Source organism: Burkholderia sp. Bp9004 (assembly GCF_003858025.1).
In the GTDB taxonomy this organism is placed as follows: Bacteria; Pseudomonadota; Gammaproteobacteria; order Burkholderiales; family Burkholderiaceae; genus Burkholderia; species Burkholderia diffusa.
In genome coordinates, this window is record NZ_QTQD01000030.1 from 49190 (window position 1) to 63308 (window position 14119).

Annotated in this window: 10 protein-coding genes; 6 read left to right on the forward strand and 4 right to left on the reverse strand. The window is 64.0% G+C overall.

Annotated elements, in window-relative coordinates; translation table 11 throughout:
- Positions 1-147: 147 nt before the first annotated feature.
- The 5 genes from DIE08_RS27260 (at position 148) to DIE08_RS27280 (ending at position 7688) form a co-directional block, all read left to right on the forward strand.
- Positions 148-3012, forward strand: a complete 2865-nt coding sequence (locus DIE08_RS27260; RefSeq protein ID WP_059608555.1) for a 2-oxoglutarate dehydrogenase E1 component — start codon at positions 148-150, stop codon at positions 3010-3012.
- 136 nt (positions 3013-3148) lie between these two features.
- Positions 3149-4426: a 2-oxoglutarate dehydrogenase complex dihydrolipoyllysine-residue succinyltransferase gene (gene odhB, locus DIE08_RS27265; RefSeq protein WP_124625680.1), complete on the forward strand. Its 1278-nt coding sequence runs from the start codon at positions 3149-3151 to the stop codon at positions 4424-4426.
- Between the two features lie 81 nt (positions 4427-4507).
- Positions 4508-5938, forward strand: a complete 1431-nt coding sequence (gene lpdA, locus DIE08_RS27270) for a dihydrolipoyl dehydrogenase (RefSeq protein ID WP_124904594.1) — start codon at positions 4508-4510, stop codon at positions 5936-5938.
- A 98-nt stretch (positions 5939-6036) separates the two neighbouring features.
- A complete protein-coding gene (gene zapE / locus DIE08_RS27275; protein ID WP_124625682.1) occupies positions 6037-7134 on the forward strand; it encodes a cell division protein ZapE in 1098 nt (365 codons plus the stop codon).
- A 143-nt stretch (positions 7135-7277) separates the two neighbouring features.
- Positions 7278-7688, forward strand: a complete 411-nt coding sequence (locus DIE08_RS27280; RefSeq protein ID WP_059608552.1) for a transposase — start codon at positions 7278-7280, stop codon at positions 7686-7688.
- A gap of 102 nt (positions 7689-7790) precedes the next feature.
- Here the strand turns inward: DIE08_RS27280 and DIE08_RS27285 are convergent, their stop codons facing one another.
- The 4 genes from DIE08_RS27285 to DIE08_RS27300 form a co-directional block, all read right to left on the reverse strand.
- The gene (locus DIE08_RS27285) at positions 7791-8252 is read right to left on the reverse strand and encodes a DUF2147 domain-containing protein (protein WP_124625684.1); all 462 of its coding nucleotides are present in this window, start codon (positions 8250-8252) and stop codon (positions 7791-7793) included.
- Between the two features lie 166 nt (positions 8253-8418).
- Entirely contained in the window at positions 8419-10104 is a 1686-nt protein-coding gene (locus DIE08_RS27290) for a ShlB/FhaC/HecB family hemolysin secretion/activation protein (RefSeq protein WP_124904596.1), read from the reverse strand.
- A gap of 144 nt (positions 10105-10248) precedes the next feature.
- The gene (locus tag DIE08_RS27295; RefSeq protein WP_124904598.1) at positions 10249-11598 is read right to left on the reverse strand and encodes a collagen-like triple helix repeat-containing protein; all 1350 of its coding nucleotides are present in this window, start codon (positions 11596-11598) and stop codon (positions 10249-10251) included.
- A gap of 40 nt (positions 11599-11638) precedes the next feature.
- Positions 11639-13237, reverse strand: a complete 1599-nt coding sequence (locus tag DIE08_RS27300) for a collagen-like triple helix repeat-containing protein (RefSeq protein ID WP_124904600.1) — start codon at positions 13235-13237, stop codon at positions 11639-11641.
- A 668-nt stretch (positions 13238-13905) separates the two neighbouring features.
- Between DIE08_RS27300 and DIE08_RS27310 the strand changes: the two genes are divergently transcribed.
- The gene (locus DIE08_RS27310) at positions 13906-14112 is read left to right on the forward strand and encodes a Flp family type IVb pilin (protein WP_124625690.1); all 207 of its coding nucleotides are present in this window, start codon (positions 13906-13908) and stop codon (positions 14110-14112) included.
- Positions 14113-14119: the final 7 nt, after the last annotated feature.

A 14119-nucleotide genomic window follows, 5' to 3' on the forward strand; every position in this document is an offset into this window, starting at 1 on the left:
ATCGGTTCTGTGATATGCTGCGCGCACGCAAGTTTTAGGTCCTTCCAAGCAAGACTTGATTCGCAATCCGCTAAACGGTCAGGCCGTGTCGCGGAAGGTTGAGTAACCCGCTATTTCTCGAGAAGCTCGAAGAAAGGTGAGCGTAAAATGTCAGATGTAATGAAGCAGTTTCAGCTGAACTCCTATCTGTTCGGCGGCAATGCTTCGTACGTTGAAGAACTGTACGATGCATACCTCAACAATCCGGCATCGGTGCCGGAGAATTGGCGAGAGTATTTCGACGCGCTGCAGAACGTGCCTGCAACCGACGGCTCGAATGCCAATGACGTTGCTCATTTCCCGATCGTCGAATCGTTTGCCGAGCGTGCGAAGGCCAATGCCTTCATCCCGCGCGAGAGCACGAGCAATCTGGCGACCGCACGCAAGCAGGTCCACGTCCAGTCCCTCATCAGCGCATATCGCTTCCTCGGCTCGCAATGGGCCAATCTGGATCCGCTGAAGCGTCGCGAACGTCCCGCCATCCCCGAACTCGAACCCGCGTTCTACGACTTCTCCGAAGGCGACCTCGACCAGACGTACAGCGCAAGCAACCTGTATTTCGGTTTCGACCAGGCTTCGCTGCGCGACATCGTCAAGGGCCTGCGTGACACGTACTGCGGCACGATCGGCGCCGAATACATGTACATCAGCGATCCGGAGCAGAAGCGCTGGTGGCAGGAGCGTCTGGAATCGACCCGCGCGACGCCGTCCTTCTCGATCGACAAGAAGAAGCACATCCTGAATCGCCTGACGGCAGCGGAAGGCCTCGAGCGCTATCTGCACACCAAGTACGTCGGCCAGAAGCGCTTCTCGCTCGAAGGCGGCGAAAGCTTCATCGCGGCGATGGACGAAGTCGTCCAGCACGCAGGCAAGACCGGCGTGCAGGAAATCATCATCGGCATGGCGCACCGCGGCCGTCTGAACGTGCTGGTCAACACGCTGGGCAAGATGCCGGCCGACCTGTTCGCCGAATTCGAAGGCAAGCACGTCGACGACCTGCCGGCAGGTGACGTGAAGTACCACAAGGGCTTCTCGTCGGACGTGTCGACCGAAGGCGGCCCGGTCCACCTGTCGCTCGCGTTCAACCCGTCGCACCTCGAAATCGTGAACCCGGTGGTCGAAGGTTCGGCGAAGGCGCGGATGGATCGTCGCGGCGACGAAGACGGCCTGCAGGTGCTGCCGGTTCAGATCCACGGTGACGCGGCCTTCGCTGGCCAGGGCGTCGTGATGGAAACGCTGAACCTCGCGCAGACGCGCGGTTACGGCACGCACGGCACGCTGCACATCGTCATCAACAACCAGATCGGCTTCACGACGTCCGACCCGCGCGACGCGCGCTCGACGCTGTACTGTACCGACGTGGTCAAGATGATCGAAGCGCCGGTGCTGCACGTGAACGGCGACGATCCGGAAGCCGTCGTGCTCGCGATCCAGATCGCAATCGACTACCGGATGCAGTTCCACAAGGATGTCGTGATCGACATCGTCTGCTTCCGCAAGCTGGGTCACAACGAGCAGGACACGCCGGCGGTCACGCAGCCGCTGATGTACAAGAAGATCGCGCAGCACCCGGGCACCCGTGCGCTGTACGCCGAGAAGCTCGTGCAGCAGGGCGTGATCACCGCGGAAGACGCCGACAACTACGTGAAGGCGTACCGCAAGGCGATGGACGACGGCCACCACACCGTCGATCCGGTTCTGTCGAACTACAAGAGCAAGTACGCGGTCGACTGGGTTCCGTTCCTGAACCGCAAGTGGACGGATGCAGCCGATACGGCCGTGCCGCTCGCCGAACTGAAGCGCCTCGGCGAACGCATCACGACGGTCCCGGAAAACTTCAAGGTCCACCCGCTCGTCGAGCGCGTGATCAACGACCGCCGCAACATGGCGCGCGGCGACCAGCCGCTCGACTGGGGCATGGGCGAACACCTCGCATTCGCGTCGCTCGTCGCATCGGGCTACTCGGTGCGCCTGACGGGCCAGGACTCGGGCCGCGGCACGTTCACGCACCGTCACGCGGTGCTGCACGACCAGAACCGCGAGCGCTGGAACGACGGCACGTACGTGCCGCTGCAGAACATCGCTGAAGGCCAGGCGAAGTTCACGGTGATCGACTCGGTGCTGTCGGAAGAAGCGGTGCTGGGCTTCGAATACGGTTACTCGACCGCCGAGCCGAACACGCTCGTGCTGTGGGAAGCCCAGTTCGGCGACTTCGTCAACGGCGCGCAGGTCGTGATCGACCAGTTCATCTCGTCGGGCGAAGTGAAGTGGGGCCGCGTGTCGGGTCTCACGATGCTGCTGCCGCACGGCTACGAAGGCCAGGGTCCGGAACACTCGTCGACGCGTATCGAGCGTTTCCTGCAGCTGTGTGCTGATCACAACATGCAGGTCGTTCAACCGACGACGCCGGCGCAGATTTTCCACCTGCTGCGTCGCCAGATGATCCGTCTGTTCCGCAAGCCGCTGATCGTCGCAACGCCGAAGTCGCTGCTGCGCCACAAGGAAGCGGTGTCGGACCTGTCGGAACTCGCGAAGGGTTCGTTCCAGCCGGTGATCGGCGAAACCGACGGCGGCATCGACGCGAAGAAGGTCAAGCGCGTGCTGGCATGCTCGGGCCGCGTGTATTACGACCTCGTCGCACACCGCCGCGAAGCGAAGGCGAACGACGTCGCGATCATCCGTATCGAGCAGCTGTATCCGTTCGCGCACAAGCAGTTCGAAGCCGAAATGAAGAAGTACGAGAACGCGACTGAAGTGGTCTGGGTGCAGGACGAGCCGCAGAACCAGGGCCCCTGGTTCTACGTCGAGCACCACCTGAAGGAAGGCATGAAGGAAGGGCAGAAGCTGGCATACAGCGGCCGTCCGGCTTCGGCCTCGCCGGCGGTTGGCTACTACGCGAAGCACTACGAGCAGCAGAAGGCCCTCATCGAAGGTGCGTTCGGCCGCCTGAAGAGCGCATCGATCGCGAAATAACCGACGTCAAGCGAAACGGGAAGGCGCGCTGCGCTTTCCCGTGTCTTTTGGCCCGCCGGGCGCGTCGCGCGCCGCACCGGCCGAAGGAATCGCACGAACCTCGTCATTACCCAGATTAAGCATCCAGGAAAATCACATGGCTATCGTAGAAGTCAAAGTCCCCCAGCTTTCGGAGTCGGTTTCGGAAGCCACCATGCTGCAGTGGAAGAAGAAGCCGGGCGAAGCAGTCGCGCAGGACGAAATCCTGATCGAACTCGAGACCGACAAGGTCGTGCTTGAAGTGCCGGCGCCGGCCGCGGGCGTGCTCGCGCAAGTGCTGCAGAACGACGGTGACACGGTCGTCGCCGACCAGATCATCGCGACGATCGACACCGAAGCGAAGGCAGGTGCTGCCGAAGCAGCGGCAGGCGCCGCCGAAGTCAAGCCGGCAGCAGCACCCGCTGCAGCCGCACCGGCAGCGCAGCCGGCTGCAGCAGTTGCATCGAGCTCGGCCGCTGCATCGCCGGCCGCAGCAAAGCTGCTGGCCGAGAAGGGCCTGTCGACGGGCGACGTCGCGGGTTCGGGCCGCGACGGCCGCGTCACGAAGGGCGACGCGCTGGCCGCAGGCAGCGCACCGAAGGCTGCTCCGGCCGCCGCACCGGCGAAGACCGCCGCAGCAAAGCCGTCGCTGCCGGAAGTGAAGGTGCCGGCGTCGGCCGCGACGTGGCTGAACGACCGTCCGGAACAGCGCGTGCCGATGTCGCGCCTGCGTGCGCGTATCGCCGAGCGTCTGCTCGAGTCGCAGCAGACCAACGCAATCCTGACGACGTTCAACGAAGTCAACATGGCTCCGGTCATGGAGCTGCGCAACAAGTACAAGGACAAGTTCGAGAAGGAACATGGCGTGAAGCTCGGCTTCATGTCGTTCTTCGTGAAGGCGGCCGTGCATGCGCTGAAGAAGTTCCCGCTCGTGAACGCGTCGATCGACGGTAACGATATCGTCTACCACGGCTACTTCGATATCGGTATCGCCGTCGGCTCGCCGCGCGGCCTCGTGGTGCCGATCCTGCGCAATGCCGATCAACTGAGCCTCGCGGACATCGAGAAGAAGATTGCCGAATTCGGCCAGAAGGCGAAGGACGGCAAGCTGTCCATCGAGGAAATGACGGGCGGTACGTTCTCGATCTCGAACGGCGGCGTGTTCGGCTCGATGCTGTCGACGCCGATCATCAACCCGCCGCAGTCGGCCATCCTCGGCGTGCACGCGACGAAGGAGCGCCCGGTCGTCGAAAACGGCCAGATCGTGATCCGTCCGATCAACTACCTGGCACTGTCGTACGACCACCGCATCATCGACGGCCGCGAAGCCGTCCTGTCGCTCGTCGCGATGAAGGATGCGCTGGAAGATCCGGCACGCCTGCTGCTCGACCTGTAAGCCGAGTCTCACTGCATTGACCCGCTCCGCACGCTCGCGTACACGCGCGACCGTGCGGGCGTACAAGTAGAAAGGATTGTCATGTCCAAGGAATTTGACGTCGTCGTGATCGGCGCCGGCCCCGGCGGCTACATCGCCGCGATTCGCGCCGCGCAGCTCGGCAAGACCGTTGCCTGTATCGAGAAGTGGAAGAACCCGGCCGGCGCGCTGAAGCTCGGCGGCACCTGCCTGAACGTCGGCTGCATTCCGTCGAAGGCGCTGCTCGCTTCGTCGGAAGAGTTCGAGAACACGTCGCATCACCTGGCCGACCACGGCATCACGGTCGATGGGGTGAAGATCGACGTCGCGAAGATGCTCGGCCGCAAGGATGCGATCGTCGAGAAGATGACGAGCGGGATCGAGTTCCTGTTCAAGAAGAACAAGATCACCTGGCTGAAGGGCCATGGCAAGTTCACCGGCAAGACCGACGCCGGCGTGCAGATCGAAGTGAGCGGCGAGGGTGAAGCCGAAGTCGTCACCGCGAAGAACGTGATCATCGCGACGGGCTCGAAGGCGCGTCACCTGCCGAACATTCCGGTCGACAACAAGATCGTGTCGGACAACGAAGGTGCGCTGACGTTCGACTCGGTGCCGAAGAAGCTCGCCGTGATCGGCGCAGGTGTGATCGGCCTCGAACTCGGCTCGGTGTGGCGTCGCCTGGGCGCCGAAGTGACGGTGCTCGAAGCGCTGCCGGCGTTCCTCGGCGCAGCCGACGAAGCGCTCGCGAAGGAAGCGGCCAAGCTGTTCAAGAAGCAAGGCCTCGACATCCATCTCGGCGTGAAGATCGGTGACGTGAAGACGACGGCGAACGGCGTGTCGATCGCCTACACCGACAAGGACGGCAACGCGCAGACGCTCGACGCCGACCGCCTGATCGTGTCGGTCGGCCGCGTGCCGAACACCGACAACCTCGGCCTCGAGGCGATCGGCCTGAAGGCGAACGAGCGCGGTTTCATCGACGTGGACGACCACTGCCGTACCGCGGTGCCGAACGTCTATGCGATCGGCGACGTGGTGCGTGGCCCGATGCTCGCACACAAGGCGGAAGACGAAGGCGTGCTGGTCGCGGAAGTGATCGACGGCCAGAAGCCGCACATCGACTACAACTGCATTCCGTGGGTGATCTACACGTACCCGGAAATCGCATGGGTCGGCAAGACGGAACAGCAACTGAAGGCGGAAGGCCGCGAGATCAAGTCGGGCAAGTTCCCGTTCTCGATCAACGGTCGCGCGCTCGGCATGAACGCGCCGGACGGTTTCGTGAAGATGATCGCGGATGCGAAGACCGACGAACTGCTCGGCGTGCACGTGATCGGCGCGAACGCGTCGGACCTGATCGCGGAAGCCGTGGTGGCGATGGAGTTCAAGGCGGCGTCGGAAGACATCGCCCGCATCTGCCATCCGCACCCGTCGATGTCGGAAGTGATGCGCGAAGCGGCGCTCGCCGTCGACAAGCGCTCGCTGAACAGCTGAGCACGGTGTAGCGCCTGCCGGCCACCGGCCGGCGCAGCCGTCTCATGACGAAGGCGGGCGGGGTTTCCCGCTCGCCTTCGTTCTTTCCGGTTTGCCCGATGAACGTCACCGAATACTACACGCGCGAATTGACCACGCGCGGCTATCAGTCCGATCCCGCCCAGCGCGCGGCCGTCGATCGCCTGCAGCGCTGTTTCGACGAGTGGGTCGAATACAAGTCGCGCCGCTCGAACGCGTTCAAGAAGCTCATCATTCATCCGGACCTGCCGCGCGGCGTCTACATGTGGGGCGGCGTCGGCCGCGGCAAGAGCTTCCTGATGGACAGCTTCTACGCGGTGGTGCCCGTGCAGCGCAAGACGCGCCTGCACTTCCACGAATTCATGCGTGAGGTACACCGCGAACTCGAGGAACTGAAAGGACAGGCCGATCCGCTCGACGAGCTCGCGCGACGCATCGCCAAGCGCTACCGACTGATCTGCTTCGACGAATTCCATGTGTCGGACATCGCGGACGCGATGATCCTGTACCGGCTGCTCGATCGCCTGTTCAACAACGGCGTGCAGTTCGTGATGACGTCCAACTACGATCCCGACGATCTGTATCCCGACGGCCTGCATCGCGACCGCATGCTGCCGGCGATCGCGCTGATCAAGCAAAAGCTCGACGTGCTGAACGTCGATGCGGGCGTCGACTATCGCCAGCGCACGCTCGCGCAGGTGCAGATGTACCACACGCCGCTCGGCGCGGACGCCGATCGCGAACTGCGTCATGCATTCGGGAAGCTCGCCGCGGTGCCGGACGAAAGCCCGATCCTGCATATCGAGAAGCGCGAGCTGAAGGCGCTGCGCAAGGCCGACGGGGTCGTCTGGTTCGATTTCGCGACGCTGTGCGGCGGCCCGCGTTCGCAGAACGATTATCTCGAGCTTGCCAGCCGCTTCCATGCGATCGTGCTGTCGGAAGTGCCGCAGATGTCGCCGCGAATGGCGTCCGAGGCGCGGCGCTTCACCTGGCTCATCGACGTGCTGTACGACCACAAGGTCAAGCTGCTGATGTCCGCCGCGGTGCCGGCGGAGCAGTTGTACGTCGAAGGACCGATGGCGAACGAATTCGCGCGCACGGTATCGCGGATCGTCGAGATGCAGTCGAAGGAGTACCTCGAAACGCCGCGCCGTATCGTCGATACTTCGCTGACCTGATCGCGGTTTTCGACAAGCGACGGAGTTCAAACGTCAATTCCGGTCAAATTCCCGCAATCTCGGGGTATTTTCGGACTTGTCTTATGTTCAGGGTTGAGGGCAGTCGATATCGTGTGTCATGGTTCCTAAGGCTGGAGATGTCCATGACACCGTATCGCGATCTGACCGACCATGAGTGGCGCTGCGTCGTGCCGCTTCTGCCCGAAATGCAGCCGCGCACCGAGTTGCGCGGCCGTCCGTTGGCCAACACGCGCGCCGTCCTGAACGGCGTACTCTGGGTGATTTACAGCGGCGCGACCTGGTCCGCGATGCCGCGTCGCTACCCTTCGTACCAGACATGCCATCGCCGCTTCAAGGTCTGGCACGAGACCGGCACGTTGATGCAGGTGATGCGCGAGCTGTACGGCGACGCCGGCGTGAATCTGTGCAAGGAACTGTCCACGCGCATGCGCAAGCACGCGCAGTCGAAGGCGGCGGAGGTGCGCAGTGCTGCGGCGCCTGCGTATCGTGCCCCCGGTAGCTATGCACCGGACGCGCTGAAGCATGCAGCGTGATGTCGATCGATTTCATTCACGCTCATATCAAAACAAAATCGGCCTGCGACGTCGTCGTCAGGCCGATTTTTCATTGCGTTGCGCGTATCGACGCGCTTCGCGTTATTGCGCGCGAACCCAGGTCTGCGATCGGCCGAGCAGCGACACGCCGATGTAGCCGCGTACGACGAGCTTCTGGCCGCCGTCTTCCAGCGACATCTTGCACTTGTAGACCTTGCCGTTTTCCGGGTCGAGGATATTGCCGCCGTCCCAGTGGTCGCCGTCCTTCTTCATCGCCTTGATGATCGTCATGCCCTTGATGAGCTGATCCTTGCGCTCGTCCGTGCATGCGGTGCAGCGGCGATCGGGCGTGTCGTTGGCGCCGAGGCCCTTGACGACCTTGCCCGACAGCGAGCCTTCGCCGTCATCGGCGATCTGCACGAGCGCCTTCGGCTGATGCGTGTTGTCGTCGATCGTCTGCCACATGCCGACGGGGTTGTCGGCTTGGGCGAACGCAGGTGCGGCGCAAGCGAGCAGCGCGCTTGCGATTGCCAGAGTGCGCAACGGGCGGGTCAGTTGAATCATCGTCTTCCTCCTTGTGTCATTTCGTATTCGATGCGCCCGCACGACCGTCTGCATGGGGCGGTGGCATGTTGCGAGCTTCGCCAGAATACGTGAAACCGCGCGCTGCGTTTGATAGAGGGGGTTCTAATCCAAACAGCCTGTGAGACGCAGGCTGTTTGGTGACCGATCAGTTGAGCTGATACGAGAACGCGGCATTCACGCGCGGGCTGCGCGACGCGCTTTCAACCGGCGCATCGCCCACCGGCTTCGCGATATTCAGGTCGAGACTGTAGTAACGGCTGTCCGTAAACCGCACGCCGATACCAACCGACGACAGGCGGCTCGGCGACGGCGTGCCGGTATGCAGATACACGCGCGCCATGTCGTACGCGATGTATGGCGTGACGGATTTCATATACGTCCAGCCCGGCGTGAAGCCGCGGTTGACCTCCAGCGACATTCCCCAGCCCGAGTCGCCCGACGTTTCGCCGGGCTGGTAGCCCAGCGCATAGCGCGTCGAACCGAACGAGATCTGTTCCGACGTCGGCAGCGAGTCGGGGCTGTACTGGCCGGTCAGCGAGACCGACGTGCCGATCTTGAACGGCCATTCGTTGGTCTGCGTGAAGGTCGCGCCGGTGCGGACGAACGTCAGCGAGATCGGGCTATCCACCGATGTCGTGTTCGAGCCGATCGTGATGTCCTGCGATTTCGACGCGCCGAGAATGTTGAAACCCTTCGCGACGTTGACGCTCAGCTTCTGTACCTGCTTGGCCGACACGCTCGTGTAGTCGAGCTGCATTTGCAGCACGCGGACCTGCGAGCGCGTGTCGATGCTGTTGCCGGAAATCTTGTTCTGGTAACGGTCCTCGTTGTGCGACGCATAGCCCGACACGGTGCCGAGCAGGCTGCGCTGGTTGTTCAGCAGCAACGGATAGGATGCCGAAAGACCGAGCTTCTCGTTCTTGACGGTGCGCTCGACGGTCGACGGCAGCCCCGGATTGTCGGTCGGCTTGCCGCGATACGTGCTGGCGTCGAGGCGTGTGACCAGGCCGCTGCTGCCGACCGGCACCGCGCCGCTGAACGCGACGTAGGTTTGCTTGTCGCGTCCGGGCGGCACCAGCGCGGAAATGCTCAATTGCTCGCCAAACGACGTGAGGCCGTTCTCCGTCGCGGTGATGAGGCCCTGCACGCCCGGGTGATTGAAATCGATGCCGGTGCTGATGTTGAATGCCTTGCGGTCGACGGCCAGTTCGAGCGTCGTTGCGCCGTCGGTCGTCTGCGGCGGCGGAACATTGGCCTTCACCGTCACGCCGGGCAGCAGGCCGAACGTATTCACGTAGCGTTCGAACGTCGCGCGGCGCAGCGGGCGATCGGCCGTGATGTGCGCGGCGATCGCGCGGATCTTCGATTCCATCGCGCCGGGCTTGCCGGTGACCTTGACGTCCGACACATAGCCTTCGACCACCGTGACGCGCACGACACCGTTCTCGAACGTCTGCGCGGGAATGAACGCGAACGACAGCGCATAGCCGCGATCCTGGTACAGCTTGGTCACGCCGTTCGCGGTTTCGATCAGCTCGCCGATCGTGATGTCCTTGCCGACGAGGGGCGTGAAGCGACGCGAGATTTCGTCGAACGGCACCGACTTGACGCCTTCGACCTGGAGCGTCGTCGGCGTCAGGTGCCGCGACAGCAGCTCCTGCAGTTGCGGTGCCTGCGGCGCGACCTGCACGGTGACGCTCGGGCCTTTCTGCGGTGCGTTGATCTGGGGGAGCGAATCGAGCGGGTTACCTGCCGCGCGCGTTTGTGCATGTGCCGTGCCTGCTGCCGCGATGGCGAGCAGCATCATCCATCTGTCGAGTCTGGATTTCATTGTTCTTCCTCGTAGGCCTTGCTTTTCGTCTTCTTTCTAATGCAGGCGCGCGACACCAGGGTGTCGCGCGCCGCGTGCCGCATTGCCGGTTGTGTTTGTACGGTCGCGCCTTTTGTTCCGGCTGCAAAGGCGCGAACGTCCTCCTTATTTGCCAACGCTACCCAGCGTGCCCAGCAACCCCGTTACCGGCGCGAGGAGCCCCGTCGAGCTGCCCGACGATGCCGTCCCCGTCACCCCGCCGACGAGCGACGTGACCGGTGCGAGCGGATTCGACGAAGCCCCGGATCCCGCTGCACCACCGACTGCTCCGGTGACAGTATTCAGCAAACCGGTGACAGGCGCGAGAGGGTTTGCACCGCCTGCGCCACCCGTTGCGCCGCCGAGCGTGCCCGTCACCGTCGACACGAGACCGGTAATCGGCGCGAGCGGGTTGCTGCCCGAGCCGCCCGTTGCGCCACCGAGTGCGCCGGTGAGCGAACCGAGCGGCGTCGAACCGAGACCGGACAGCAGGCCGCCGAGCGGGTTCGTCGAGCTGGAGCCCGACGACGAGCCGTTTTGTACGGTAGCCGTCGAGCCGCCGACGAGGCTCGTGATCAGGCCGGGGATCGGCGCCGCGCCGTTCGGCCCGTTCGGATTCACGAGCCCGCCTGCGTTGGTTACGGTGTTGCCGACCGCGGTGACGAGCTGGCCGACGTCGCCGACGAGCGGCTGATTCGACGTGCTGCCGACCTGCTTGCCCGCCGAGCTGATTGCGCCGCCGATCTGGCCCAGCAGGCCCGACACCGGTTGTCCGAGTCCCGTGGTCGTGCCGACCTGCTGCGTGACCTGACCCGCGGTGATCACCAGCGGCGTGATTGCCGAACTGAGCGGCTGCGTCACTTGCTGCACGGCGCCCGACGACAGCGTCGAGCCGATCGTCGTGCCCGCAGCCGACAGCCCGTTGGCGACCGTGTCGAGCACGGTGCCGACCGGCGTCGTGACAGGGGCGAGCGGCGCGAGCTGACCCGTGCCGAGTGCCTTGACCGTCGAGCTCAGCCCGGACACGGTGTTGCTCGTCGCACCGACGACGTTCCCGAGGCCGGCGACCGTCGTGCCGACGGGATCCTTGATCGAGCCAGTCTGTCCGAGCCCGTTGCTCAACGCATCGGCAGCCGCGTTGATGATCGTGCCGGTGCTCGAGACGGTGCTGCCGACGCCCTTCGTCACGCCGTCGCCGAGGCCCGGCACGCTGATGTTGCCGATCGTGCTGCCGAGATCGGTTGCGGTCTGGCCGATCGTGCTGACAGCACCCTTGGTGCCGGTGGACGAGCCGCTGGTGCCGCTCGTGCCGCTGGTACCGCTCGTGCCGCTGGAACTGCCGCCGTTGTTGCTGGACGGCGGCGTGCTGACGCTGTTGCCGCCGCAGGCAGCCAGCAGGCACGCTGCAGCGAAGGCGGTGAGGGGCGCGCGCCACTGGCGCAGGACGGCCGTCGTGATGGAACGTTGCTGGGACATGATGGACTCCTCGCTGTCTTGTCGATGAATGGATGTTCGATTACTTGCCGTGCGTGCCGCCGAGCAGGCCGCCGATCAGCGACGTGACAGGCGCGAGCAGATTCGAGCCCGAGCCCGAATTCGTGACGCCGCCCGTGGTGCCGCTCAGTGCCGGTACGCCGACCGTGCTGGTGACGGAGGACACCGCGCCCGTCACGGGGGCGAGCGGGTTGCCGCCGCCTGCGCCGCCCGTTGCGCTGCCAAGCGCGCCGGTGACCGTGGAGACCAGGCCCGTAACCGGGGCGAGCGGACCGCTGCTGCCACCGGCTACGCCGCCGAGTGCGCCCGTGACCGTGGAGAGCAGGCCGGTGACCGGAGCGAGCGGGCCGCCGCTGGTGCCGCCCGTCGCGCCGCCGAGTGCGCCGGTGACCGTGGAGAGCAGGCCGGTGACCGGAGCGAGCGGGCCGCCGCTGGTGCCACCCGTCGCGCCGCCGAGTGCGCCGGTGACGGTCGAGACGAGGCCAGTAACCGGGGCGAGCGGACCGCCGCTGGTGCCGCCCGTTGCGCCGCCGAGCGTGCCGGTGACCGTCGTGAGGAGGCCCGTGAGCGGCGCGAGCGGGTTGGTTGCGCCGCCGGTGCCGCCCGTGAGCAGGCCGCCGACGGTCTTCACGGTATTGCCGGCCGACGAGACGGTATTGCCGAGGCCGGTCGTGACGGGGTTGCCGCCCGTCGATGCGATCAGCGCGCCGCCCTGGTTCAGGCCGTTGCCGATCGTGCCGAGCAGCATGTTGAGCGGGGCGCCGAGGCCGGTGGCCGTCCCGATCGTCTGCGTCGTCTGGCCGACCATCGTCGTGATCGGCGTGATCGCCGAGCTGACCGTCTGCGTAACCTGCTGGATCGGACCGGTCGACAACACGTTGGACAGCGTGGTGCCGCCGTTCGATACGGCGTTGCCGACCTGCGTCACGAGGCCGCCGACTGCGCCGGTGACGGGAGCGAGCGGCGACAGCGGGCCGCTGCCGAGGCTCGTGACCAGGTTGCCGGTCTGCGTGACCGCGCCACCGAGCTGGCTCACCACGCCGCCGGTGCTGGCGACCGTGACGCCGACCGGGTCCTTCGTCGCGCCGAGCTGGCCGAGGCCGTTGCCGAGGCCATTGCCGAGCGCAGTCACCGCACCGCCGACGTTCTGCACGATGCCGCCTGCGGCCTGCGTCGTGGCCGGGTTGACGCCGGGCAGCGACTGGCTGCCGATCACGGAGCCGAGGCCGGATACGGTGCCGCCGAGATTCGTGACGAGATTGCCGCTGCTTGCGAGGACGGTTCCCACCGCGTTTGACGACACACCGGAGGTGCCGCTCGTGCCGCTGCTTGTTCCACTCGTGGTGCCGCTGGTGCTGCCGCTCGTCGAGCCGCTCGTGCTACCGCTGGTCGAGCCGCTGGTGCTCCCCGACGTGCTGCCGCTCGTTGAACCGGACGTGCCGCCCGAGGTACCGCCGCCCGACGTGGAGATCGAATCGCCACCGCCGGAGCTGGAGCCACCGCTGAGCCCCTTGCTGATGGAACCGGAACCGCCGCACGCGGAGAGGGAAAGCATGGCTGCCACGGTGGCCGCGATCATAGTCGTCCGGAGCGTGCCATGAGGGATAACCTGAATGTCCATTTCGTCCTCGCATTGAAGCTGATGTTGTGTTGAGTGATGCGGGGATTACTCTGCAACTGTCGTGCCATTTCGACGGTCGTCGGGTCGACGATTGGTTTCAAACGAGCCAATTCCTTGTTGGAAAAAGGATTTAGGCAAAATGAAAGATTGTTGAATCTGTTTAAGAACAGTCGAACGGGAACGGTTTCGTCCGTTTCGTAACGTAACGTCACAACATTGGCGTTACGCGTGCGGCGTAACGTGAGCGGCGAAGAGGGCTAGCGGGCGGTCTGATTGTTTTACTGGTGGACTAGGTGTGCACATCTAACCTATCGTAAATCCTATGTGTAAATCGTACCGAAACGCCGTACAAATACGTCGTGCTCCCGGAAAGTTTTTTCGACCCGGTCTTAAAAGAGGTTGGAAGTTAAATAGGAACGGATATAGAATCCGGAGCAGATGTAAGCAAATGTACAGTTCGGTACACGACGTTCGAGGAGGGTCGCTATCGCGAATGTTAACTTGCATCAAATGTTGATACACACCCTTCGGGGTGACATATAAAGAAGGCGCACCCGGTTGTCGTTACACCTGATGTGACGAACGGCGCGGGGCAAGGGCCGGATATGCGGGGATGTAGAACGTATAAAAGGCCAAAAAACGTACATACAGGCACGAGGAATTAAAAAATGAAAGCACTCATCAAGCGCTTCCTGAAGGAAGAAGACGGGGTTACCGCGATCGAGTATGGACTGATCGCGGGGCTGGTCGCCGTCGCCATCATCGCCGGTGTATCGTCGCTCGGCAGCAATCTCAATACGATGTTCTCGACCATCGGCACGTGCGTCAGCACGGTCGGTAGCTCGGGCGCTACCGCGGCGTGCAAATTGGGCTAAGCAGTCC

Bases quoted from the DNA above. Each gene is read 5' to 3' on its own strand.
- odhB (WP_124625680.1), top strand. From the start codon at position 3,149: ATGGCTATCGTAGAAGTCAAAGTCCCCCAGCTTTCGGAGTCGGTTTCG.
- zapE (WP_124625682.1), top strand. From the start codon at position 6,037: ATGAACGTCACCGAATACTACACGCGCGAATTGACCACGCGCGGCTAT.
- DIE08_RS27280 (WP_059608552.1), top strand. From the start codon at position 7,278: ATGACACCGTATCGCGATCTGACCGACCATGAGTGGCGCTGCGTCGTG.
- DIE08_RS27310 (WP_124625690.1), top strand. From the start codon at position 13,906: ATGAAAGCACTCATCAAGCGCTTCCTGAAGGAAGAAGACGGGGTTACC.
- lpdA (WP_124904594.1), top strand. From the start codon at position 4,508: ATGTCCAAGGAATTTGACGTCGTCGTGATCGGCGCCGGCCCCGGCGGC.
- DIE08_RS27290 (WP_124904596.1), bottom strand. From the start codon at position 10,104: ATGAAATCCAGACTCGACAGATGGATGATGCTGCTCGCCATCGCGGCA.
- DIE08_RS27285 (WP_124625684.1), bottom strand. From the start codon at position 8,252: ATGATTCAACTGACCCGCCCGTTGCGCACTCTGGCAATCGCAAGCGCG.
- DIE08_RS27300 (WP_124904600.1), bottom strand. From the start codon at position 13,237: ATGGACATTCAGGTTATCCCTCATGGCACGCTCCGGACGACTATGATC.
- DIE08_RS27295 (WP_124904598.1), bottom strand. From the start codon at position 11,598: ATGTCCCAGCAACGTTCCATCACGACGGCCGTCCTGCGCCAGTGGCGC.
- DIE08_RS27260 (WP_059608555.1), top strand. From the start codon at position 148: ATGTCAGATGTAATGAAGCAGTTTCAGCTGAACTCCTATCTGTTCGGC.